The organism is Burkholderia sp. M6-3, from assembly GCF_050858985.1.
GTDB classification, from domain to species: Bacteria; Pseudomonadota; Gammaproteobacteria; order Burkholderiales; family Burkholderiaceae; genus Paraburkholderia; species Paraburkholderia caledonica.
Genome location: NZ_CP110090.1, coordinates 557,113 through 578,270, shown reverse-complemented (window position 1 = coordinate 578,270; position 21,158 = coordinate 557,113). Strand labels below are relative to the sequence as shown.

The following is a 21,158-nucleotide window of genomic DNA, read 5'->3' as shown; positions in this document are numbered from 1 at the left end:
ATGCCGCGGCCGGCGCGAAGAGATCGATACAACGCGTTTGCTACACGAGTCCCACCACGAGCGGGCCCAGCAACGTCAACGCGACGTTCGCAATTGCATAGGTGATGGCGAACGGCACGGTGGGCACCGCGCTTTCCGCCTTGTCCAGCACGCCGCCAAAAGCCGGATTCGCACTACGTGAGCCCGTCAGCGCACCTGCCAGAATGGCCGCGTTGTTGTAGCGAAGCACGTAGCGGCCAAACAGCATCGTGAGCAAAAGCGGGAACAGCGTGACGAACACGCCGAGCAGGAAGATCGTCATGCCGCTTTGCTTGACCGTGACCACGGCCTGCAGGCCGGAATTCAGTCCGACCACGGCGACGAAGGCCGCGAGCCCAAAGTCCTTCAGGAGTTGCGAGGCTGCCGTGGGCATCACGCCGTACATGGGATGCTTGCCGCGCATCCAGCCGAACAGCAGGCCGGCGAGCAGACAGCCGCCGCCTGAACCGAGCGTGAGCGGAATTCCACCCACGTTGATGACGATGAGCCCGATCAGCAAGCCGAGCACGAGACCAACGCCCATGTAGATGAAGTCGGTTTTGTTGCTGTACGGCAGCTCGTAACCGGCGGCTTCCACGGCGCGCTTGGTGTCTTTCGGCGAGCCATAGAACGTCAGCACGTCGCCATGTTCGAGATGAGTTTCCGGCAGCAGCGGCAGCGGCTGCCCAGCGCGCGTCACACCTTGCAGGTAGACGCCATGGCGCATGTCGCGATCAACCATTTCCCGCGCAGCCGCGATCGTCGTGTGGTTCATGCCTTTGCGGGTGAATACGCCTTCGCGCGTTTGCATGACGACGCCGACATCGCCAATGTCTGCAACTTCGCTACCGTTCGAGCCGAACTCGACGACGGCTTCGCGACGGCCCACGACGAGCACGACATCGTCGTGATCCAATACCAGGTCCGGCGTAGGGTCGAGCGTATGGCCGCCTCGCTTGACGCGCTCGATTGTCAGCATGTCGCGATGCAATGTCTCGACCTGTTTCACCGTCTTGCCCGCGCTGACGTCGATCCGGTACGCGCGCCCTACCAGTTCCGGCAATGCCTGAAGCTGTCCTGGCCCGCGAGCCGGCGCGCCCGCGGTGAGCTCGCGTTCTGCTTCGATGGAGGCATCGCGCAGACTCTGCCCCATGAACTTCGGCAAAATATTCACGCATACGATGATCGCGCCGAGCGAGCCGAACACGTACGTCACCGCATAGGCGATCGCAACGTCGGATTGCAGCGACTTCACCTCTTCGGCGGGCAGCCCGAGGCGCGCGATCGCGTCGCCCGCAGTGCCGATGATCGCCGACTGCGTCAGCGCGCCGCCAGCGAGCCCGGCCGCGAGTCCCTTGTTCAGGTGGAACAGCTTTGCGCAGACCACCACGGTGATCAGCGCCGTGACCGCGAGGAAAACCGCCATCGCAATTTCGCGCAGCGTCTTGCGGTTCAGCGAATTGAAGAAACCCGGACCGGAGTCGTAGCCCACCGCGTAGATGAATACGGCGAACATCACCGACTTCACGCCGTTGTCGATCGTCACGCCTGCCTGACTGATCACCACCGCCGCCAGCAGCGATCCGCCGACGCCGCCCAGCTGGAACTTGCCGAAGTTGATCTGGCCAATGAAGTAGCCAGCCGCGAGCGACAAAAACAGCGCGATCTCAGGTGATTTCTGGAATATGTGATGTAGCCAGTCCATCATGTCCTCGCTGAATAGTTTGCGATACTAATTACCCGACACTGCCCGCCGCGGGTGTGCGCCCCCCGCGCGGCAATTCCGACCGGCTAGCTGAGCTTGCCGGCCAGGCCGACCACGACCGGTCCCATCAACGGCAGAAAGATGTTGGAAAGCGCGTAGGTGATCGTGTAGCCGATCACCGGCGTGGAGTTGCCGGTCACGCCGACGAGCGCGCTGATCGCCGGCGTGCTGCACTGCTGACCGGCGATTGCGCCGAGCAGCATCGGCGTTTCGAGCTTGAGGAACATGCGGCCAATCCACAACGACAGCAGCCCCGGCACGAGCACCATCAGAATGCCGGCAACGGGCAGCGCGAGGCCGTATTCGCGCACCAGCTTGATGGCGTCCGGTCCCGCCGACAATCCCACCGCGGCAATGAAAGTGGCGAGCCCGAAGTCCTTGAGAATCTGCGCGGCCGCCGGAGGCAGCGAGCCGACGAGCGGATGTCGCGAGCGGATCCAGCCGAACAGCAGCCCGGACAACAAGCAGCCGCCGCCGGTGCCCAATGCGAGCGATACGCCGTCGACGCGCCCGCCCAGGTGGCCAATCGCCATGCCGACCAGCACGCCGAGGCCCAGATAGACGAAGTCGGTCTTCTGCGTTGCGACGAGCACATAGCCGAGACGCCGCGCGCCGCGCTCGACATCGGCCTTGGCGCCGACCAGCGTCAGCACGTCGCCGCGATTCAGTTCGGTGCCGGGCAACGCGGGTATCGTCGTCTCCAGCCGCGTGACGGCCGCGATGTAGACGCCACGCGCCTCGTCCGGCGGTGCCCGCTCACGCATCTGGGCAACCGTGAGACCGTGCGCATCGCGCCGTGTCAACACGACGTCGAGCTTCTCGGCAAGCACCTGGCCGAAGCCGGCGCCGTCGACTTCATCGCCGAGATCGGGTGCCGCGGCGACGATCGCTTCGCGGCGGCCCGCGACGAGCACGATGTCGCCCGAAGCCAGCGCGAGGTGCGGATCTACCGGCACATTCGCGCCGTTGCGACGCACCTGCTCGATGGTGAGATTGAAGCCGTGCTGCTGCTCGATGGTGAGAACTGTCGCACCACGCGCCGCCCCGATGCGAAAAACGCGGCCCACCAGCGCCGGTGCGGCGGCATGCTGGCCCTCGCCCAATGCTCCGTCGCCGCCCAGCTTGCGCCACACGCGCGCCGCCTCCTCGCGCAAATCGATGCGCAACAGCAAAGGTGCAAACTGGCTCGTGAAGAGGACGATAGTGATCAGCCCGAACAGGTAACTCACGCTGTAAGCAGTCACGATGTTCGCTTGCAGACGCAGCGTCTGCGCTTCGTCGAAGCCAAGCCTGGCAATCGCCTCGGAGGCCGTGCCGATCACGGCTGACTCGGTCGCCGCGCCGGCCAGGAGACCCGCCGCAGTGCCGGCATCGAGCCGCATCACGGTCACCGCGATCATGATCAGCACGAGCACCGACACGATCTCGACCACTGACAGCAGCCCATAACGCCACCCTCGACCGATATTGGCGAAGAATTGTGGCCCACCGGTGAAGCCCAGCGCAAAGATGAACAATGCGAAGGCGATGTTCTTCAGATCGGGCGCGAGGCGTGCGCCTGTCTGGCCAAGTAACAACGCAACGATCAATGTGCCGCAAACACCGCCCAGCTGAATAGGACCAATACGGAAAGAGCCAATCAAATAGCCGATTGCGAGGCTCGTGAACAGAGCGATCTCCGGTTGAGTCCTCAGCAATTCACCGATCATGTTGGCTAGCCGATTTTTGAATTATTCGCAAACTGCTAAATATCCACGCAAGCGCAATTAAGCCCGTTGCCGTTGTGGATAGTTGACTTGAATCAGCTATCCCATGGAAAAGATGGAATGGCTTCATATGGCGCAAAAAAGCGCGCAGCAAATCACGAATGCCGCGCTGACTACTGCGTCATTTAAACGAAAAATATTGCCGACCGGACTTCGCCTGATGCGCCCGGCAAGGTGAAACACCGCAAGTGCGGTTTTTACGAAACGTCTTCACTCATGAATGGAGCGGTGATTCACGAGCTTTTTTAAATTATGAAAGTTTAGTATCCCTGTCAATGCTATTTTTTTTGCCGTGAACACTTGACTTCACAGAGCGCGGACCTAAACAAACTCCTTCCGCATTCGCTTAAGCGCATTGCTTATTGCGATGGCTCCCTTATACTCATTCGCTCCACACAGCCTTGACTCCTCATTAGCCGGGAATTCGCGAGCGCCGCGAAACGTTTATGGGAGTACGCGATGCGCATCATTCTCTTCAGCAGCCGCCAATATGACATCGAAACTTTCACTGGAGCGAACAGCGGCCATGGCTATGATCTGCATTTCCAGGAGTCGCATCTGGACAGCGAAACTGCTGTTCTGGCGCAGGGCTACGAGGTGGTGTGCCCGTTCGTCAACGACCTGGTCAACGCGGCCGTGCTGGAGCGGCTTCATGCAGGCGGCACGCGGATGATTGCGTTGCGGTCGGCGGGCTTCAACCACGTGGACCTCGCAACGGCCGAACGCCTCGGCATCGCGGTCGCCCGGGTGCCCGCCTATTCCCCGCACGCGGTGGCTGAGCACGCAGTTGGCCTGATCCTCGCGCTGAACCGGCGCATTCCGCGCGCCGTCGCCCGTACACGGGAAGGCGACTTCTCGCTGCATGGGCTGCTCGGTTTCGATTTACATGGCAAGACGGTGGGCGTGATAGGCACCGGCATGATCGGCCGCGTGTTTGGCCGCATCATGGCGGGCTTCGGCATGCGTGTTCTCGCGCACGATCCCGGCACGCCCGCGAGCGACCTGCTCGCGCTCGGCGCGCGCTACGTCGCGCTCGACACGCTTCTGGCGGAATCGGACATCGTGAGTTTGCACTGTCCGTTGGTGCCTTCCACCTACCATCTGATCGACGCCGCCGCGCTGGCCAAAATGAAGCGCGGCGCGATGCTGATCAACACGGGGCGCGGCGGACTCGTCGAAAGCAATGCGCTGGTCGGTGCACTGAAGGACGGCCAGCTTGGCCATCTGGGCCTCGACGTCTACGAGGAAGAAGGCGGTCTCTTCTTCGAAGACCATTCGAATCTCCCGCTGCAAGACGACGTGCTCGCGCGTCTGCCGATGTTCCCGAACGTCATCGTGACCGCCCACCAGGCGTTTTTCACACGCGAGGCGATGAACGAGATCGCGCAGACCACGCTCGATAACGTCGCCGCCTGGCAAACGGGTGTGCCTCGCAACACGGTCTCTGCAGCGGGCACAGCAGGCTAGATGCCGCCCGCCTTCAGCGAAACGGGGCGGATCGCGGTGCGGGCGTCGTCCGGTGCGCCGCACATCTCACGCAACAAGGCCGCCTCGCGCTCGTGCACTTCCACCGGAAACCAGCGTGCGCCGGCATCGGCAAGATAACGCGCGCGATGCTGGCCATTGCGAAACGCCACCACACCCTCGCGCTCGACACCGAGCCAGCCGAGTAGACCGGGTGCGCGACGCGTGCAAATCGTCACGTAGGGCATCTGCGGAATACGAGGATTGTCCGGATCGAGAAATTCGCGAATGCCTCGCACTTTGCCCGCATGCCATTCGGCAATAGGCTTCAGAACATAGTCGGTGTTGTCGCGATCCGCGCAGGCGAGCAGCTTGCGCACGTCGACCAGCACGACCTGATGCCGGGTGCCGTCGGCGACGAACACGCGTTTCAGGCGCACATGGTCGTACCATGAATGTTGATGCAGCGGCACGATCCAGACCGTCTCAGCGCAGGCGGGCGCAGCTCCGGACGATGAATTGATTAGAGGCAAAGGCAGGCTCGAAGAGCCGGCGAAGATTCGCCAGCGCGTTAAGAGAGCGCTAACGCTACGAGTCGATTGTGAAAGAAGCATGTCAAGCCACGGTATTAACTGCTGTGCATGAGTGCCGACGAGCGCGGCACAAGCGCCCGAACTGACGGGCGAACGCGTACCTTCAAGGACACAACGATGAAAGACACCCTGAATTTCAATCGATATGTGCGCATAGAGGCTAACCAGGATAACGGCGTAGCAACGATCGTGCTTGAGCGCCCCGAGCGCCGAAATGCCGTCGACCGCGCCGTCGCCGACGCTTTGAGCGCCGCGTTCCAATGCTTCGAGGGGGAACCTGGGTGGCGCGCCGCGGTGTTGTTCGGCGCAGGCGGCACCTTTTGCGCGGGCGCGGATCTGAGCGCGCTGGCCGACGAAAGCCTCCGCAATGAAATACACGCGGACGGCAGCGGACCTGGACCAATGGGACCGACGCGCACGAGCTTCACGAAGCCGGTCATCGCGGCCATCGCGGGCTATGCGGTGGCGGGCGGCCTGGAACTGGCTGCGATGTGCGACCTGCGTGTCGCGGAGGACGATGCGGTGCTCGGCGTGTTCTGCCGACGCGTCGGCATTCCGTTGATCGACGGCGGCACGATCCGCTTGCCGCGGCTGATCGGCATGTCGCGCACGCTCGATCTGATCCTGACGGGACGTGCGGTGAGCGCCGAGGAAGCGCTCGGTTTCGGCCTCGTCAACCGCGTGGTCGCAAAGGGTGCGGCGCGCACCGCGGCAGAGCAACTGGCTGCGGATCTCGCAGCATTCCCGCAGGCGGCGCTGCTGGCCGACCGCCGTTCAGTGCTGGAAAACAGCATGCTCGGCGACCTGGCCGAGGCACTCCAGCGCGAAGGCGCCGGCGGATATCGGGCCGTATTCGACGAAGGGATCGCCGGCGCCGCGCGTTTTGGGAGAGGCGCTGTACGTCACGGCGAAACGCCGCATTCGCACGAAGGAAACAGCTAGCGGGGCGCCGAAAAGGAGCGGCCGCAGCGGTCGGCACCGCGGGTTGCAAACACTCACGCCGCGCGACGTCCCGCCGTGTTCAGCGAAAAACAACGTTCGCATCGGCGCTCAGCACTATCGTTTTGACTTAGGTAGAATCCCTGACTGTTTTGCATCTCGCACGGCGCATGCGCTCTCGTCCCGAAAACGCGCGCCGGCCGCGCGACGCTTCGCGCCGCGCCGATCCACAGTCTGCCGCCATGCCTTTGCCCCTGCTTGCTCTCGCCGTTGCCGCCTTTGGCATAGGCACCACCGAATTTGTCATCATGGGGCTGTTGCCCAACGTCGCCAGTGACCTGTCTGTCTCGATCCCGGCAGCGGGCATGCTGGTCTCGGCATACGCGCTTGGTGTGACCATCGGCGCGCCGATCGTGGCAATCGCGGTCGCCAACATGCCGCGCAAGAAAGCGCTGATGAGCCTGATCGGCGTATTCATCGTCGGCAATCTGCTGTGCGCGGTCGCGCCGGGTTATGCGGTGTTGATGGCCGCGCGGATCGTCACGGCGTTCTGCCATGGCGCGTTCTTCGGCATCGGCTCGGTGGTCGCCGCAGGTCTCGTCGCACCGAACCGCCGCGCGCAGGCCATCGCGCTGATGTTCACCGGCCTCACGCTCGCGAATGTTCTTGGCGTGCCGCTCGGCACCGCGCTTGGCCAGGCTGTCGGCTGGCGCGCGACCTTCTGGGCCGTGACGGCCATCGGCATTGCCGCGGCCGCCGCGCTCGCCGTGTGCCTGCCAGCGCAGATCGAGATGCAGAAGGCGAGTCTCGTGCGCGAATTCAGCGTGCTGAAAAATCCGCAGGTGCTGATGGTGCTCGGCATCAGCGTGCTCGCTTCAGCAAGCCTCTTCTCGACATTCACGTACATCACGCCGATTCTCGAAGACGTGACCGGCTTCACGCCGCACGCCGTCACACTCGTTCTGCTGCTGTTCGGGCTCGGCCTGACGGTCGGCAGCACGCTTGGCGGCAAGCTCGCCGACTGGCGCCTGATGCCGTCACTGGTGGCCTTTCTGCTCGCCATCGTCGTGATTCTCGCGGTTTTTGCCGGCACCATGCATGCCGAAATTCCGGCAATGATCACCGTTTTCGTTTGGGGCGTTCTGGCATTTGCAATCGTGCCGCCATTGCAGATGCTGATCGTCAATCGGGCGAGCCACGCGCCGAATCTTGCGTCGACGTTGAACCAGGGCGCGTTCAACCTCGGCAATGCAACAGGCGCATGGCTCGGCGGCATGGCGATCGGCGCGGGCGCGCCGTTGACCACGCTGCCGTGGGTCGGCGTCGCGACCTCGATCGGGGCGCTCGTGCTCACGGTGTGGTCGGTGTCCATCGACCGGCGCGCGCAGCGGATGGCGGTGGCGGGTTGACAGCCGCCTGCGCGGGCTCGCGCCGGTTCATGCCGGCGCGCTTCGTGCGAACGCGGGCGTTTCTACCTCACGCCCTCGCCGGCAGAATCTCGCCGACGCACGTTCCAAAACCCACGCGATAACCGTCCGCCTGGCACCAACCCGAGAGCGTCAACTCGTCGCCGTCTTCGATAAAGCTGCGCGTGCCGCCCTCTTTCAATTCCAGCGGCTTCTTGCCGTTCCACGTGAGTTCGAGCAGGCTGCCGTACGAGTCTTCCGTCGGCCCGCTGATCGTGCCCGAGCCCATCAGGTCGCCCACTCGCGTGTTGCACCCCCCCACCGTGTGATGCGCGAGTTGCTGAGCCATCGTCCAGTACATGTACTTGAAGTTGGTTCGCGCAATGGCCGTGGCCTGTTTCGCGCCTTGCGGACGTAGCTTCACTTCCAGTGCTATGTCGAATGCATGCTTGCCCTCGTGCCGCAGATACGCAAGCGGCTGCGGCTCCTGCACGGGCTGTGCAACGCGGAAAGGCTCGAGCGCATCCAGCGTGACGATCCACGGCGAAATGGTGGTCGAGAATGATTTTGAATTGAACGGGCCGAGCGGCACATATTCCCATTGCTGGATGTCGCGCGCACTCCAGTCGTTCAACAGCACCATCCCGAAGATATGCGCTTCCGCATCGGTACAGGCGATCGGCTCACCCAATACGTTGCCGCCGCCGATCACGAAGCCGGTCTCCAGCTCTATGTCCAGCTTACGGCACGCGCCGAACACGGGACGCTCCTGATCGGGCAACTTCAATTGACCGTTTGGCCGACGCACCGGCGTGCCGCTCACCACGACCGACGACGCGCGTCCGTTGTAGCCAATCGGCATCTCGGACCAGTTCGGCAGCAACGCATCCTTCGGATTGCGGAACATGGAGCCGACATTCGTTGCGTGCTCTTTCGACGAGTAGAAATCCGTGTAGCCGGGGATTTGCACGGGCAGATGGAGCCGCGCGTCGGCCTGACGCACCAGCGCCTTCCCGCGCAACGCAGTGTCGTCGCGCAAAGTTGCGGTGTCGCGCGAAAGCAGATTGCTCAACTGGATGCGCACGCTGCGCCATGCGTCGCGGCCGAGCGCGATGAACTCGTTCAAAGTATCGCGCGCGAAAACGTCTGCGTTCGATGGCACCTTGAGCAATCCCGCCGCCTTCAGCGCGGCCAGATCGACGATCTCATCGCCAATTGCAACGCCCACGCGCGGCGCGTCGTCTTTGCTATCGCTGAAAATGCCGAACGGCAAGTTCTGAATCGAAAAATCGTTGCTCGGTTCGTTGGCCGACTGCACCCAACTTTTGCGCGACGGATCGAGCGTCGCCTGAAGATCGCTCAATGCGCTCATCGTTGCTCCGGGTTGAAGTGTTTCTTAAGACCTTGCCAGCACTCGTAGTAATGCGCCTGAAGTTGCGCGGTTTCGAGCGCAAAGCGAGTCGGCTTGATCAGCGTTTTGGTTTCGAACATGAACGCCATGGTGTCGCCAACCTTGGTCGGCTTCGACGTATCGCTGTGCGAAGCTTTCTCGAAGGTATCCGCGTCCGGGCCGTGACCGGACATGCAGTTGTGCAGGCTCGCGCCGCCCGGCACGAAGCCCTCGGCCTTCGCGTCGTAGACGCCGTGCACGAGTCCCATGAATTCGCTTGCGACATTGCGATGAAACCATGGCGGGCGGAACGTGTCTTCGGCGGCGAGCCAGCGCGGCGGGAAGATCACGAAGTCGAGTGAATCCACGCCGGGCGTGTCGCTTTGCGATTGCAACACCAGAAAGATCGACGGGTCCGGATGATCGAAGCTAATCGAGCCGATCGTGTTGAAGCGCCGCAAGTCGTATTTATACGGCGCGTAATTGCCGTGCCACGCGACGACGTCGAGTGGCGAATGTCCAATGTCCGCGCGCCACAGATTGCCGTTCATCTTCGCGAGGAGCTCGAAGTCGCCTTCGCGGTCCTCGTAAGCCGCGTGCGGCGTCAGGAAGTCGCGCGGATTGGCAAGACCGTTCGAGCCGATCGGCCCAAGGTCCGGCAAGCGAAGCAACGCGCCGAAGTTTTCGCAGATGTAGCCGCGAGCCGTGCCGTCCGGCAAGCTCACCGCGAAGCGCACGCCGCGCGGAATCACCGCGATCTCGAACGGCCCGACTTCGAGCCGGCCGAGTTCCGTTGCGATATCGAGGCGCCCTTCCTGCGGCACGATCAGCAACTCGCCGTCGGCACTGTAGAAGAAACGGTCTGTCATCGAGCGGTTCGCCGCGTACAGGTGAATCGCGCAGCCGCTCATCGATTCGGCGGCGCCGTTGCCGGCCATCGTCACCCAGCCGTCGACGAAATCCGTCGCCTCGCCTGGCATCGGCAACGCGTCCCAGCGCAACTGATTCGGCGGCGTCGGCGGCACTTCGGCGAAATTCGCGACGAGCCGCTCCGAAGGTAGCGGCGTGAACGGCTTATGCACTGCCGCGGGACGAATGCGGTACAGCCAGGTGCGCCGATTGTGCCCGCGCGGTGCAGTGAAAGCGGTGCCGGACAACTGTTCGGCATACAAACCGTAAGCCGCGCGCTGTGGCGAATTGCGCCCTTCCGGCAGCGCGCCCGGTAAAGCCTCGGTCGCGAATTCGTTGCCGAAGCCCGACTGATAGCCGGGTTCGATCTCAAGCCGCGACCTGACGGTATTCGGCTGACGTGTTGAGGTATCCATGCAAGACTCTCCGTTGACCCTAGACATCACTTCACGCGGTTTGCGGTTCGGACGGCCGGTTGCGTTGCCGCGTCGCCGCGGCAAGCGCGATCACCAGCAACGCGGAACACAGCACCGGCACCGCGGCCGCATGGAACAGCGATTCATTCGACCAGTTCAGCGCGATCAGTTGACCGCCGACCAGCGGCCCGATCACCGAGCCGATTCGCCCGATTCCGAGGCTCCAGCCGATGCCCGTCGATCGCAGTGTGGTCGGATAAAAATGGCCCGCGAGCGCGTTCACGGCCGGCTGCCCGCCGACTACACAGAAGCCGCCCGCAAACACGACGATCAGCAGCCACGGCAAAGCGTGCGCTACGCTGCCGATGGTGCCGACAGCGAGTGCCGCGCCCGCGAAGCACACGAACAGCACGCGCACGAAACCAAAGCGTTCGATGAACCAGCCAAGCAGCAACGTGCCGACCACGCCGCCCGTCTGCAACACCGTGCCGACTATCACCGCTGTGCCCGGCGAATAGCCGGCGTCGCGCATGACGGTCGGCAGCCAGTTCGACAGAAAGTACAGATCGATCAGGTTCATGAAACTGATTGCCCACAGAATCAGGGTGACCGGAGCACGCCCCGCGCGGAACAATTCCGCGACCGGCGCACCGGCATTGCCCTTCTCGCGCACGACGACGCGTGTGTTCGCATCGATCGGCAAGCTGGGATCGAACTTTGCGAGCCAGCGCAACGCGCGGTCGCTGCGGCCCTTGAGCACGAGAAATTGCAACGACTCGGGCAGCGCGGCCGACATGGCGACCGCCAGCACCAGCGGCACCGCGCCGCCGACCCAGAACACCGCGCGCCAGCCGTAGGCCGGAATCAGCGCAGCGCTGATGAAGCCGCCCAGCGCCGCGCCCAACGTGAAGCCGCACGACACCAGCATCATGCGCTTGACGCGATGGGCGGGCGTCGAAAATTCGCCTACCAGCGCCATTGCGTTCGGCATGATGCAACCGAGGCCCAGGCCCGTGATGAAGCGCAGCGCGATCAATGCGGGAATCGTCGAGACAAACGGCGTGACCAGCATCGACAGCGCAAAGAAAAACGTTGCACCAATCAGAACCGGACGACGACCGATGCGGTCCGCCAGCACCGACAGCCCCAATGCCCCGAGCAGCATGCCGAACAGGCTTGCGCTGAATACCGGGCCGAGCGCCGCCTTCGACACATGCCATTCGCCGATCACGCTCGGCGCTACGTAACCCATGGCCTGCGCGTCGAAGCCGTCGATCACGAGGCAGAGTCCGCACAACGCGAGCAGCATGAACTGGAATGCCGGGTGATGCGTCTCGCCGAGCACCCGCTCGACTTCGATCACGTTGGCGGCGGCTGTTGCCGGCTTGGCGCTCATCGGAATTGTCTCCACGTCTGATAGTTGGAATGTCTGCGGCGCGGCCCAATGCGAACCACGCGGAACGACGCGAGTCGGCTCTCTTTAGTCACACGGCGATTTACGCATGGTAAAACGAATTACGTTAAGTGAAATTAACGTATACCCTGGAAGTACGACAACAAACGCGCAGCGACGCCACCAGGTAAGGCTCGCGGATATCGTTAGCAGCATTTTGTTCATGTGCGCGCGATGCGGACTGCTACCATCGAAGCATGCGGCGCATGGGCTCTGTCTGGAGTCTCGAGCGAACGCACCACTCACCTGACCATTCGCTTAAATGATTCCGCCGACCATTCCCAGTCTCGTTGCCCGCGCCTCTGAGCATCCGTTCCTCGGCACACATCTGGCGATGGGACATGGGGCGCACGGCGAGATCGCGCTCGCCCGGTTCCACGACCTCGAGCTTACGAGCGCCTACGAACCGATCTTCGACATCAGCGTGCATGCGCTGGCGCAATCGATGTCGTCGGACGTCGAAAACGTCGACCGTTTCGGCGATGAGCTGGGCTTCCAGGCGGTCACGCAGCGGCTCGACGCCGCGCCGTTCGATATGTTCGACGCGTTCGACCGCATCGCCGACGACCAGGAAGTCGTCGCGCTCGACCGCATGTCGCGCGCGCTCCACTCGGTCAATTTTTTCGGCGCGCAACGGCACGGGCTGCTATTCCTGCGCGTACACGAGCGGCTTCTGAAGAGCGTGAAATACGATCACGGGCGGCACTTTTCGAGCGTGCTCACGTCGTTCGGGTTGAACCCGTCGAGGATAGTGATCGAACTGCCGGCAGCCGCGGTCGCGCATAAGACGTTTCTCGGCTATTTGACCAAGAGCTATCAGCACTACGGCTTCAAGGTGGCGGGCAACCTGTCCAACGCGGGGCAGATTCTGTCGGTGTCGGACACCGCTCGGCTGGACTTCATCAAGATGGATGCAGCGACCGCGTTGCGCGACGCGACGGTCAAGCCGTTAGTGGGATACGCGAGCCGGCTGCGGATTCCGCTGATCTTCAATCGCGTGATGGACCAACCGCAATTCGAAGCGTTGCAGCAATACGATGTTCGCTTCGTGCAAGGGCCGCTGTTCAATGCGCATTATCACGACCGCGCGGCTTGATCTGCGGGTTGGCTTGATCCGGATGATGCGGTAGATGCGCTTGATGCGAGCCACTCGGCCGGTTTTGCTTTGCCTGACTCGCTCCACTCGGCTTGAATGCGATTCCTCAGCCAGCGTCGCCGAGGCGCCGCGCAAGCGCTTTTAGCCGCGGCGCAACCTTCTCCCGAAACACGTCTTCTCCCATCGACGAAGCCGGTCCGCTGCAACTAAGCACAAGCCAGCGCCCTTCGCGCGGCTCGCGAAACGGCACGGCGACCGCGTTAACATCGTCGTGCCAGGCGCGGAACGAATAGCAGCAGCGCTCCTTTTCGAACGCGGCGATTTCCTTCACAGCGTCGGCCACCAGCGCCGCACCGCCCTTCCCCGCCGCCTTCCTGAGCTCCGCAAGCAACGCGGCGCGCACGTCGGCAGGTTGCACAGCGAGATATGCGCGACCCATGGAACTCGTCAGCATCGACAGTTTCGAGCCGGGCGCGAGGCCGAGCGTGAGCGCCGTTTCGCTGCGTATCGTGTCGAGGTAGATCATGTCGAGGCCGTCACGGCAGCCAAGCGAAACAGCCGCGCCCACTTCGCGCGCAAACCCGCGCATGTGCGGGCGGGCGAGTTCGAGCGTGTCGGTGCCCGAGAGCAGCGCAAACCCGAGCGACAGCACACCTGCATCAAGCGCGTACTTTCCCACGGCCTCATCAAGGCGAAGATAGCCGAGCACGGTCAGCGTGTAGGCGAGGCGGTTCACAGTCGCCTTGGGCAAACCGGTGCGTTCGACGAAGTCGCGATTGCCGAGCATCGTTTCGCCCGGCTTGAATGCGCGCAGCAAGTCAAGCCCGCGTGCGAGGGCGACAACGAATTTGCGCTCGTCGAGTGGATCGGACAAAGTGGATGCGGACGTCATCGGGTGATACACTCAGTCGTGGTTTGCAAAACATTGTTCTGCATAGCGGAACTCCAGTCAAGCTTGAATCAAGCAAAGAATCAGGAGATACGTCATGGCCGAGGCCGCGCAGTTTCACTGGGAAGACCCGCTGTTGCTGGATCAGCAGCTCACCGAAGACGAACGCATGGTTCGCGACGCCGCCGCGGCGTATGCGCAGGACAAGCTGCAGCCGCGCGTGCTGGAAGCGTTCCGTCACGAGAAGACCGACATCGAAATCTTCCGCGAGATGGGGGAACTGGGCCTGCTCGGTCCAACCATTCCCGAGCAATACGGCGGTCCCGGGCTGAACTACGTGGCGTATGGCTTGATCGCGCGAGAAGTGGAGCGCGTCGACTCCGGCTACCGGTCGATGATGTCGGTGCAGTCTTCGTTGGTCATGGTGCCGATCTACGAGTTCGGCTCCGAGGCACAGAAGCAGAAATACCTGCCGAAGCTCGCCACCGGCGAATGGATCGGCTGCTTCGGACTGACCGAGCCGAATCACGGTTCCGATCCGGGCAGCATGGTGACGCGAGCAAAGAAGGTCGACGGCGGCTATTCGCTGTCGGGCTCGAAAATGTGGATCACCAATTCGCCGATCGCCGACGTTTTCGTGGTGTGGGCCAAGCTCGAGGAAAACGGCAAGGACGCGATTCGCGGCTTCATACTCGAGAAGGGCTGGAAGGGACTGTCAGCGCCGACCATCCATAGCAAGGTGGGCCTGCGCGCGTCGATCACCGGCGAGATCGTGCTCGACGAAGTGTTCGTACCGGAAGAAAACCGCTTCCCGGAAGTGAGCGGCCTGCGCGGTCCGTTCACGTGCCTGAACTCAGCCCGCTACGGCATTGCGTGGGGCGCGTTGGGCGCTGCGGAATCCTGCTGGCACACCGCGCGTCAGTACGTGCTCGACCGTAAGCAGTTCGGCCGGCCGCTCGCGGCAAACCAGTTGATCCAGAAAAAACTCGCCGATATGCAGACGGAGATCACGCTCGGGCTGCAAGGCGTGCTGCGCCTTGGTCGTATGAAGGATGAAGGCACGGCGGCCGTCGAGATCACGTCGATCATGAAACGCAATTCATGCGGCAAGGCGCTCGACATTGCGCGGCTCGCGCGGGACATGCTAGGCGGGAACGGCATCTCCGACGAATTCGGCATCGCGCGGCATCTGGTGAATCTCGAAGTGGTCAACACCTATGAAGGCACGCACGACATTCACGCGCTGATTCTCGGACGCGCGCAAACGGGCATCCAGGCGTTTTTCTAAAGCCTTTCTGACGGCAAACCACGGTTTGCCGCAGCGCGGTTTGCTCCTGCGTCGAAAGTAAAAGGCCGGATCGCGATGAACCGGCCTTTTGTCCGTGTACGGCGCAACTTTCGCGCTCCCGGCATTCTGCTTTCGAACGCCTCTGGCTTTGCGCCGAGCCCGCGCTTACTTGTTCGGCTGCGGTGTCATGCGCAGATATGGACGCAGCGCCTTGTAGCCTTTCGGGAATTTCTGTTTGATCACCTCTTCGTCCTTCAGCGACGGCACGATCACGACGTCGTCGCCCTGCTTCCAGTTGCCGGGCGTTGCAACCGAGTGGCTATCGGTGAGCTGAAGCGAATCGATTACGCGCAGCACTTCGTCGAAGTTGCGCCCCGTGCTTGCCGGGTACGTAATGATCAGACGCACCTTCTTCTTCGGATCGATGATGAACAGCGAGCGGACCGTGAGCGTTTCATTGGCGTTCGGGTGAATCATGTCGTACAACTCGGACACTTTGCGGTCGCCATCGGCCAGAATCGGAAACCCGACGTTGGCGGCCTGCGTCTCGTTGATGTCCTTGATCCACTCCTTGTGCGACTCGGCGCTGTCGACCGACAACGCGATGGTCTTCACGTTGCGCTTCTCGAATTCCTCGGCGAGCTTGGCGGTCAGGCCGAGTTCCGTGGTGCAGACCGGCGTAAAGTCGGCCGGGTGCGAGAACAGCACACCCCAGCTGTCGCCGAGCCATTCATGAAACTTGATGCGGCCGATACTGGATTCCTGCTCGAAATCCGGTGCGGTATCGCCAAGACGTAGACTCATGTGCATCTCCTTAAGTATTCGGACACCAGCGCGAGCATTTGCGCGCCGCGCCAGGCAAAGATAAAGCATACGGCAGCGACCGTACATGACGAACGAACATCGGCTCACTACTTTATGCCTTTTTGTAATTTTCGCCGATTTAGTGGAAACTTTGCGGGACAGATCAACTCAATCATGCACTAACATCATCTGTGAGGGTCATGCAGGTGTGGTTCGGAAGTGTTTAGCCTCGCCGGGAACGGTTCGTGCGTTCGGCTCCGCAGACCGGGCAGTGCGCTCGCCAGGCGCCGTTTCTTTGGTTAGGATTCACGCGTGGCGTGAGACGAAAAGGGGAGCTGTCAATGTCGGAAGTCAACAAGGAGAGATTGATGTCGGATATCAAAACCGTCCTCGCGGACGCGGAAGACCTGCTGAAACAGGCCGCAAGCGCAACGGGCGAGCGCGCTTCGGAACTGCGCGAAACGGCGCTGTCCCGTCTGAAGCAAGCCCGGGAAAAAGCTGCCGACGTGCAAGTCGTCGTGGTCGAGAAAGGCAAGAAGGCTGCTCGCGCAACCGACGACTACGTTCACGAGCATCCGTGGGCATCCATCGGCATTGCTGCGGGTGCCGGCGTGTTGCTGGGTCTGCTGATCAACCGCAAGTAACACCATTGCACGTTGCCGGACGAACTAAGTCCGGCTTGCCAGCGAATCAAGCGGACCGGCGCATGTCCGGCCGGTCCGCTTATCTTGGCGCGCACGTTTGCACGCGCCGCTTAGGCCACCACGCGCAACGCCCACAGCCATGACGACCGACACACATTCGCAGCGCGAACAACATAGCCCGTTACGCCGCATCATCAGTTCGGTGTCTGCCATTCTGCAAACACGCCTTGAACTGGTCGGCATTGAACTGGCTGAGGAAAAAGACCGCCTTCTGGGCGTGCTCTTTCTTGGCCTTGCGGCGATGATGCTGACCACCATGGCCCTGATCGCTCTTACCGCGCTGGTCGCCATCGCGTTCTGGGACACATACCGGTGGCAGGCGCTTGCCGGCATCACACTGGTTTATGCGATTGCCGGACTGATCTGCGCGCTAAAAGCGCGTAGTGGTCTGCGTAATGCGCCGATGGTCTTCGAGTCCACCATCGCCGAATTCGAAAAAGACCGCGACGTACTTCGTAGACCGTAGCATCGCGAGCGCACGGAGCGCGAGACGTTTTTTATTGATGGGCAAGTTCGTGGACCGGTTGTTTAGCGTATGTGGAGCGCACCGGTTGCACCGACTCTTTCCATGCCGCTCGTTGTGCCGTTCCGTGCGCTGTTCCTAGCCTTCCATAATGCCGATACGCCATGAGCCAGAGCCATTCAAGTTCCGCATTCCGTAACAAGCGCCAGCCGGCGAGAGACCTTAGCGGGCCGCACTTGCGAGCGCTACGCAAGGAATTGCTGCTCGTGCGCGCGGACGTCGAGCGCATGGAATTGGCCCAGGCGACGATCGAATTGCGCGAAGCCGTCACACACTTCAGTTGGCTCAAGTTCATCGTGCCGGGTTTCGGCGGATTGCGCATGGGCACCGGCTCTAAAGCGAACTTCCTGAACGCCGGGACAATTGGCGCTCTTCTCAAACAGTATCCGCTTGTCAGCTCGATCGCCTCGCTCGTCCTCGCGAAGCCGTTGCGCGCGACCGTTGCTGCTGGCGCAAAGCCCGCGCTGAAATGGGGTGGCCTCGCGCTTGCCGCGTGGGAAGCGTATCGCGTGTGGCAGCAGATCAAGGGGGAGTCGCGTGCATCGTATGGTTCGGGCGACGAGAGGTGAAGTGCCGGGTTGGCTGCTTGCTTGAGCGCCCAGTGGTTGCCTGCTTCCCTGTCCGTCAACGAAAGCACTGCGGCGTGCGCCGACTTCGAGGCGCTTGCTAGCCAGTGCCCCAACACTGCCCGGTGGCCGGTGCCGATCCGTTCGCGACATTCTTGTTACTTCGCATCCCCGTTGCGTCGAGCGTAAAGACGCCACACGGGTCATCGCGCATCGGCCCCGATTCGTCCGGGGCCGCTTCAATTGAATAACCGCCGTTAGCATCGTCCGCCGGCAGTACATGCAGCCGATAGACAGCCGTGCCGAATTGCGGAGCCTGGTCGAGGCCCGGCGGCAACGCGGCAATGCTGTCACTTGCTGCACCTTCGACGAACTGCGCCGCCCGAAACAGCGCCGATGCCGCGTCGACCCGATGCGTTCGCACGACGTGGTTGCGATACGACGGCACGGCAAAGACGGCCAGCACCGCGACTATCGCGAGAGTGATAATCAGCTCGAGCAAGGTGAATGCGGATACGTGCGCCCTTCTCATCTATGCCTCATTAAAATGGCCGCGCGGCGACGCGCCGCCAATGGCGTTCGATCCTGTCGCCGTCGATAACAAGTTGCATTTGCAGCCATACCTGCGAGTCCTTATTCGTGCCAAACCCGCGCGATGTCAGCAGGTACGCCCGCGCGTCGGGGCGAGCCGGCAGACTCCATCCTTCGACCACGCATTGCGGCGCGCGCAGTGCCCCGGGCCACTGAGCGACAGGTGTCGCGGCTGCGGCTTCGAACGCAGCTTCGACTTTCCACTGGGTCGGCTCGCGGGCGACTGGCGGCGATGCCAATGCGCCGATGCCCGTGCCTGCAACGACGCTGCGGGCACATTAGCTCAATGCCGAGTCGGCAGCATGGAATGCCTGCAAGTAGTCGCGCACATTGACGGCGCTATGCGCGGCCGCGACCGATGCTTCGAACCAGGCCGCCGATGTCGCCAACAGCATCGCCGAAATCAGCAGAACGATGGGCAGCACCGCGCCGCGGCAACGCGTGCGATGCGCGTCGCGGTGTTGGCGCGAAGCACGGCGCCTCCGGCCACCAGACGCCATTTGCAGCGTCGCCAATTGCTGTGAGCAGCCGCACAGCGCATGAGCGACACAGCGGCACGCCGTTCTGCTTGGTGTGTCAGTCACGAGACAGCCTCCGCGTAATTTCGCAGCGCGATCCGACGCCAGAATGCCTGCCGCGGACGCAAGTCGCTCGCAATGCTGGTAACGCCATCGCAATCCGCATAGCGCGAGCGCTGCCCTTGGGGCGCGCCCCGCACGAGCACACACAGATCGACCGCGACAACGCTCGCCCACCGGTCGGGCATTACCGCCGACGCGTCGATTGCATTGGCCGCGCCGGCCAGCCAATACCTGATGTGCAGCCGCTCGACGCCTTCGACCAGCGGTTGCGCAGCGCCTGTCTTGCCATTGCCTTCGCAATAGAGCTCCGGCTCGCCGGTCGAGCCGCTCGTCTTGGCGTAGAAGCGATTGACCACCGGCACGCCGCGCTCGCCAAGCGAAGCGCTGCTGCTGGTCACGGCTTGTCCCAGACAGTCCGTCGTTTGTCCCGTGGATGACGGCCACGTCGACACACTATCGCCGACATATCGCACCGCGACGCCGTCTGATTTACCAGGCAATGTCTCGCACGTCAGACGGCTGTCATCCGTGCCGGCTGGGTGACCGCCGGAACAGCCGAACAATGGCGCCGGTGCGCGGTATTGCGAAGCGTCGGCCGGCACGAAGCCCGCCATTTGCAACTGCTGCCCGACAACGGTCAGCGCCGTCCAACCGGCCTCGCGGATTCGCAGCCCGTTGCTCGCGTGCTCAAAGGCTGCGCGCTGTGTCGTGTAGAGCGACACCGTCCCCGCGGTTACCACGAGCCCCAGCGCGACGGCAATAACGAACTCGACCAACGTATGACCGCACGCACGATGCAGCCGCCGCATCATTTGACGAACGCCAGTGCGATACACGAGAAGCCCACGGGCGCGCTCACTCCGCCACACGACTCGGGCTTGTCGATTACGTCGTTCGCGCGCGGCAAGTTTTGCGAAGCCGACCATGTCACCCGAGCCGCCGACACGCCGCCTGTCGCGACGACCGATGCGTCGCCGCGCGGCAATACTGTTGCCGCTCGCGAGTTCCACGATGCGAGCGCGGCCTCGTTGCCAGATGGCGCAGACATTGCGTCAGCCACCGAATCGGCTATCCACGCGGCCTGTTCTCGCATCGACATTGCTCGGGCCTCACGCGCTGTCCACAACTGCCCGGCGATTAGACCGAGTGCCGTGACCGCGAGCACTGCGACGGCTAGCATCACTTCGATCAACGAGCTGCCGCCGCACTTGCTGCCGCAACGTTGCGATGGTGCTTGCGCCAACCATAGTTCGATGAACGTCCTCATGACGCCGCCCCGCACGCTCCTTCGACGATTCGGGTCCGCCCACCCGCAGCAATGCGAATGCAGCGCCGCCACTTATCGCCCTGAGTCGCTTTCGACGGCGCACGCGGCGCAATGTCGAAACTGCGGAAAGTGCCGATCAACTGACCAGCGGGCGGCGTGAACGTCAGATTCGTCTGCGTACCCACGATGCTCACCGACGAAAGCGGGGAATGGGCGCGCAGCAGCGTAAGAGTGCCGCCTCGATCCGCCAGCACGGCCCAGCCGCAAGACCAGTCGGTGAGGCCCGTGCCGCACGGTTGCCCGGCGGCAAGGCAGTGCCGCGCCGCATCTGTGCGGCATACGGTCACGCGAGCGCCGCGACGCAAAGCCTCGCTGCGCGCATAGCCGAGCGTCGACACGAGCGCCTTTGCGCGGGCATCGACCTGATCCCGCACCTGCCACGCTACGAACGATGGAGTCGCCCACAACAAGACCACCGCCAGCAGCGCGACTACGACCAGCGTTTCGACAAGCGTAAATCCGCCGTACGGCGGCGGAGCGATTGCATGCTGTTTCATTTGCATCCCTGAATATTTCAAAGAATGCAGCCAATCTAGCGGTTCGAGGACGGCTCAACAATCGGCCGAATGGCCAGGTGGCATTCAGACGCTATTGCGCGCAAGAATTCACGCGACGAACGATGAGGGAGCGGGAAATGCAGAGACTCGAAGCGACGCGGCACAACACGAAT

23 protein-coding genes are annotated in these 21,158 nt (G+C 62.6%); 9 read left to right on the top strand and 14 right to left on the bottom strand.

Going from position 1 to position 21,158, the window contains the following annotated elements:
• Positions 1–40: 40 nt before the first annotated feature.
• Both aspT (OH764_RS02580) and aspT (OH764_RS02575) read right to left on the bottom strand, forming a co-directional pair.
• Positions 41–1,723, bottom strand: a complete 1,683-nt coding sequence (gene aspT / locus OH764_RS02580; RefSeq protein WP_498848735.1) for an aspartate-alanine antiporter family protein — start codon at positions 1,721–1,723, stop codon at positions 41–43.
• Positions 1,724–1,809: 86 nt separating this feature from the next.
• A complete protein-coding gene (gene aspT, locus OH764_RS02575) occupies positions 1,810–3,492 on the bottom strand; it encodes an aspartate-alanine antiporter (RefSeq protein WP_498847924.1) in 1,683 nt (560 codons plus the stop codon).
• Between the two features lie 103 nt (positions 3,493–3,595).
• On the opposite strand from aspT (OH764_RS02575), the gene OH764_RS02570 reads away from it, so the two are divergent.
• Together OH764_RS02570 and OH764_RS02565 are read left to right on the top strand one after the other, a co-directional pair.
• Positions 3,596–3,727, top strand: coding sequence for a hypothetical protein (locus tag OH764_RS02570; protein WP_498847923.1), 132 nt, complete (start codon positions 3,596–3,598; stop codon positions 3,725–3,727).
• A 281-nt stretch (positions 3,728–4,008) separates the two neighbouring features.
• The gene (locus tag OH764_RS02565) at positions 4,009–5,016 is read left to right on the top strand and encodes a 2-hydroxyacid dehydrogenase (protein ID WP_498847922.1); all 1,008 of its coding nucleotides are present in this window, start codon (positions 4,009–4,011) and stop codon (positions 5,014–5,016) included.
• Here OH764_RS02565 and OH764_RS02560 read toward each other — a convergent pair.
• The gene (locus OH764_RS02560; protein ID WP_498847921.1) at positions 5,013–5,627 is read right to left on the bottom strand and encodes a ParB N-terminal domain-containing protein; all 615 of its coding nucleotides are present in this window, start codon (positions 5,625–5,627) and stop codon (positions 5,013–5,015) included. The two genes, OH764_RS02565 and OH764_RS02560, sit on opposite strands and share 4 nt — an antisense overlap.
• A gap of 96 nt (positions 5,628–5,723) precedes the next feature.
• Here OH764_RS02560 and OH764_RS02555 point away from each other — a divergent pair, with 96 nt between their 5' ends.
• Together OH764_RS02555 and OH764_RS02550 are read left to right on the top strand one after the other, a co-directional pair.
• Positions 5,724–6,548, top strand: coding sequence for an enoyl-CoA hydratase (locus OH764_RS02555; protein WP_498847920.1), 825 nt, complete (start codon positions 5,724–5,726; stop codon positions 6,546–6,548).
• Between the two features lie 239 nt (positions 6,549–6,787).
• Positions 6,788–7,954 carry an MFS transporter gene (locus OH764_RS02550; RefSeq protein WP_498848734.1) on the top strand — a complete coding sequence of 389 codons (1,167 nt, stop codon included), beginning with the start codon at positions 6,788–6,790 and terminating at the stop codon, positions 7,952–7,954.
• Between the two features lie 67 nt (positions 7,955–8,021).
• Here OH764_RS02550 and fahA read toward each other — a convergent pair whose 3' ends face one another.
• From fahA to OH764_RS02535, 3 genes are read right to left on the bottom strand one after another with little or no spacing between them, the layout of a single operon-like run.
• Positions 8,022–9,323: a fumarylacetoacetase gene (gene fahA, locus OH764_RS02545; RefSeq protein WP_498847919.1), complete on the bottom strand. Its 1,302-nt coding sequence runs from the start codon at positions 9,321–9,323 to the stop codon at positions 8,022–8,024.
• Positions 9,320–10,666: a cupin domain-containing protein gene (hmgA, locus tag OH764_RS02540; protein ID WP_498847918.1), complete on the bottom strand. Its 1,347-nt coding sequence runs from the start codon at positions 10,664–10,666 to the stop codon at positions 9,320–9,322. Before hmgA ends, fahA begins: the two co-directional genes overlap by 4 nt.
• A gap of 31 nt (positions 10,667–10,697) precedes the next feature.
• Positions 10,698–12,062 carry an MFS transporter gene (locus OH764_RS02535; protein ID WP_498847917.1) on the bottom strand — a complete coding sequence of 455 codons (1,365 nt, stop codon included), beginning with the start codon at positions 12,060–12,062 and terminating at the stop codon, positions 10,698–10,700.
• 319 nt (positions 12,063–12,381) lie between these two features.
• Here OH764_RS02535 and OH764_RS02530 point away from each other — a divergent pair, with 319 nt between their 5' ends.
• The gene (locus OH764_RS02530) at positions 12,382–13,215 is read left to right on the top strand and encodes an EAL domain-containing protein (protein ID WP_498847916.1); all 834 of its coding nucleotides are present in this window, start codon (positions 12,382–12,384) and stop codon (positions 13,213–13,215) included.
• A 106-nt stretch (positions 13,216–13,321) separates the two neighbouring features.
• Here the strand turns inward: OH764_RS02530 and OH764_RS02525 are convergent, their stop codons facing one another.
• Entirely contained in the window at positions 13,322–14,107 is a 786-nt protein-coding gene (locus OH764_RS02525; protein ID WP_498847915.1) for an IclR family transcriptional regulator, read from the bottom strand.
• A gap of 94 nt (positions 14,108–14,201) precedes the next feature.
• Between OH764_RS02525 and OH764_RS02520 the strand changes: the two genes are divergently transcribed.
• Positions 14,202–15,392, top strand: coding sequence for an acyl-CoA dehydrogenase (locus tag OH764_RS02520; protein ID WP_006047845.1), 1,191 nt, complete (start codon positions 14,202–14,204; stop codon positions 15,390–15,392).
• Positions 15,393–15,557: 165 nt separating this feature from the next.
• Here OH764_RS02520 and OH764_RS02515 read toward each other — a convergent pair whose 3' ends face one another.
• Positions 15,558–16,196: a peroxiredoxin gene (locus tag OH764_RS02515; RefSeq protein WP_020069742.1), complete on the bottom strand. Its 639-nt coding sequence runs from the start codon at positions 16,194–16,196 to the stop codon at positions 15,558–15,560.
• Between the two features lie 341 nt (positions 16,197–16,537).
• Between OH764_RS02515 and OH764_RS02510 the strand changes: the two genes are divergently transcribed.
• From OH764_RS02510 to OH764_RS02500, 3 genes are all read left to right on the top strand, one after another.
• Positions 16,538–16,840 (top strand): ElaB/YgaM/YqjD family protein, encoded by a 303-nt coding sequence (locus tag OH764_RS02510; RefSeq protein WP_006047848.1) that lies wholly within the window; start codon positions 16,538–16,540, stop codon positions 16,838–16,840.
• A gap of 139 nt (positions 16,841–16,979) precedes the next feature.
• A complete protein-coding gene (locus tag OH764_RS02505) occupies positions 16,980–17,366 on the top strand; it encodes a phage holin family protein (protein ID WP_498847914.1) in 387 nt (128 codons plus the stop codon).
• A 161-nt stretch (positions 17,367–17,527) separates the two neighbouring features.
• On the top strand, positions 17,528–17,992 hold the full coding sequence (locus OH764_RS02500) for a DUF3318 domain-containing protein (protein ID WP_498847913.1): 465 nt from the start codon (positions 17,528–17,530) through the stop codon (positions 17,990–17,992).
• Between the two features lie 97 nt (positions 17,993–18,089).
• Here OH764_RS02500 and OH764_RS02495 read toward each other — a convergent pair whose 3' ends face one another.
• From OH764_RS02495 to OH764_RS02470, 6 genes are read right to left on the bottom strand one after another with little or no spacing between them, the layout of a single operon-like run.
• The gene (locus OH764_RS02495) at positions 18,090–18,521 is read right to left on the bottom strand and encodes a type IV pilin protein (RefSeq protein WP_498847912.1); all 432 of its coding nucleotides are present in this window, start codon (positions 18,519–18,521) and stop codon (positions 18,090–18,092) included.
• A gap of 10 nt (positions 18,522–18,531) precedes the next feature.
• Positions 18,532–18,819 carry a hypothetical protein gene (locus OH764_RS02490; protein WP_498847911.1) on the bottom strand — a complete coding sequence of 96 codons (288 nt, stop codon included), beginning with the start codon at positions 18,817–18,819 and terminating at the stop codon, positions 18,532–18,534.
• 39 nt (positions 18,820–18,858) lie between these two features.
• Positions 18,859–19,164 carry a hypothetical protein gene (locus tag OH764_RS02485; RefSeq protein WP_498847910.1) on the bottom strand — a complete coding sequence of 102 codons (306 nt, stop codon included), beginning with the start codon at positions 19,162–19,164 and terminating at the stop codon, positions 18,859–18,861.
• Complete coding sequence (locus tag OH764_RS02480; protein ID WP_498847909.1) at positions 19,161–19,973, bottom strand: PilW family protein; 813 nt, start codon at positions 19,971–19,973, stop codon at positions 19,161–19,163. Before OH764_RS02480 ends, OH764_RS02485 begins: the two co-directional genes overlap by 4 nt.
• Positions 19,970–20,428, bottom strand: a complete 459-nt coding sequence (locus OH764_RS02475; protein ID WP_498847908.1) for a type IV pilus modification PilV family protein — start codon at positions 20,426–20,428, stop codon at positions 19,970–19,972. Before OH764_RS02475 ends, OH764_RS02480 begins: the two co-directional genes overlap by 4 nt.
• On the bottom strand, positions 20,425–20,985 hold the full coding sequence (locus OH764_RS02470; protein WP_498847907.1) for a GspH/FimT family pseudopilin: 561 nt from the start codon (positions 20,983–20,985) through the stop codon (positions 20,425–20,427). The genes OH764_RS02475 and OH764_RS02470 overlap by 4 nt, the downstream gene beginning before the upstream one ends.
• Positions 20,986–21,158 lie beyond the last annotated feature (173 nt).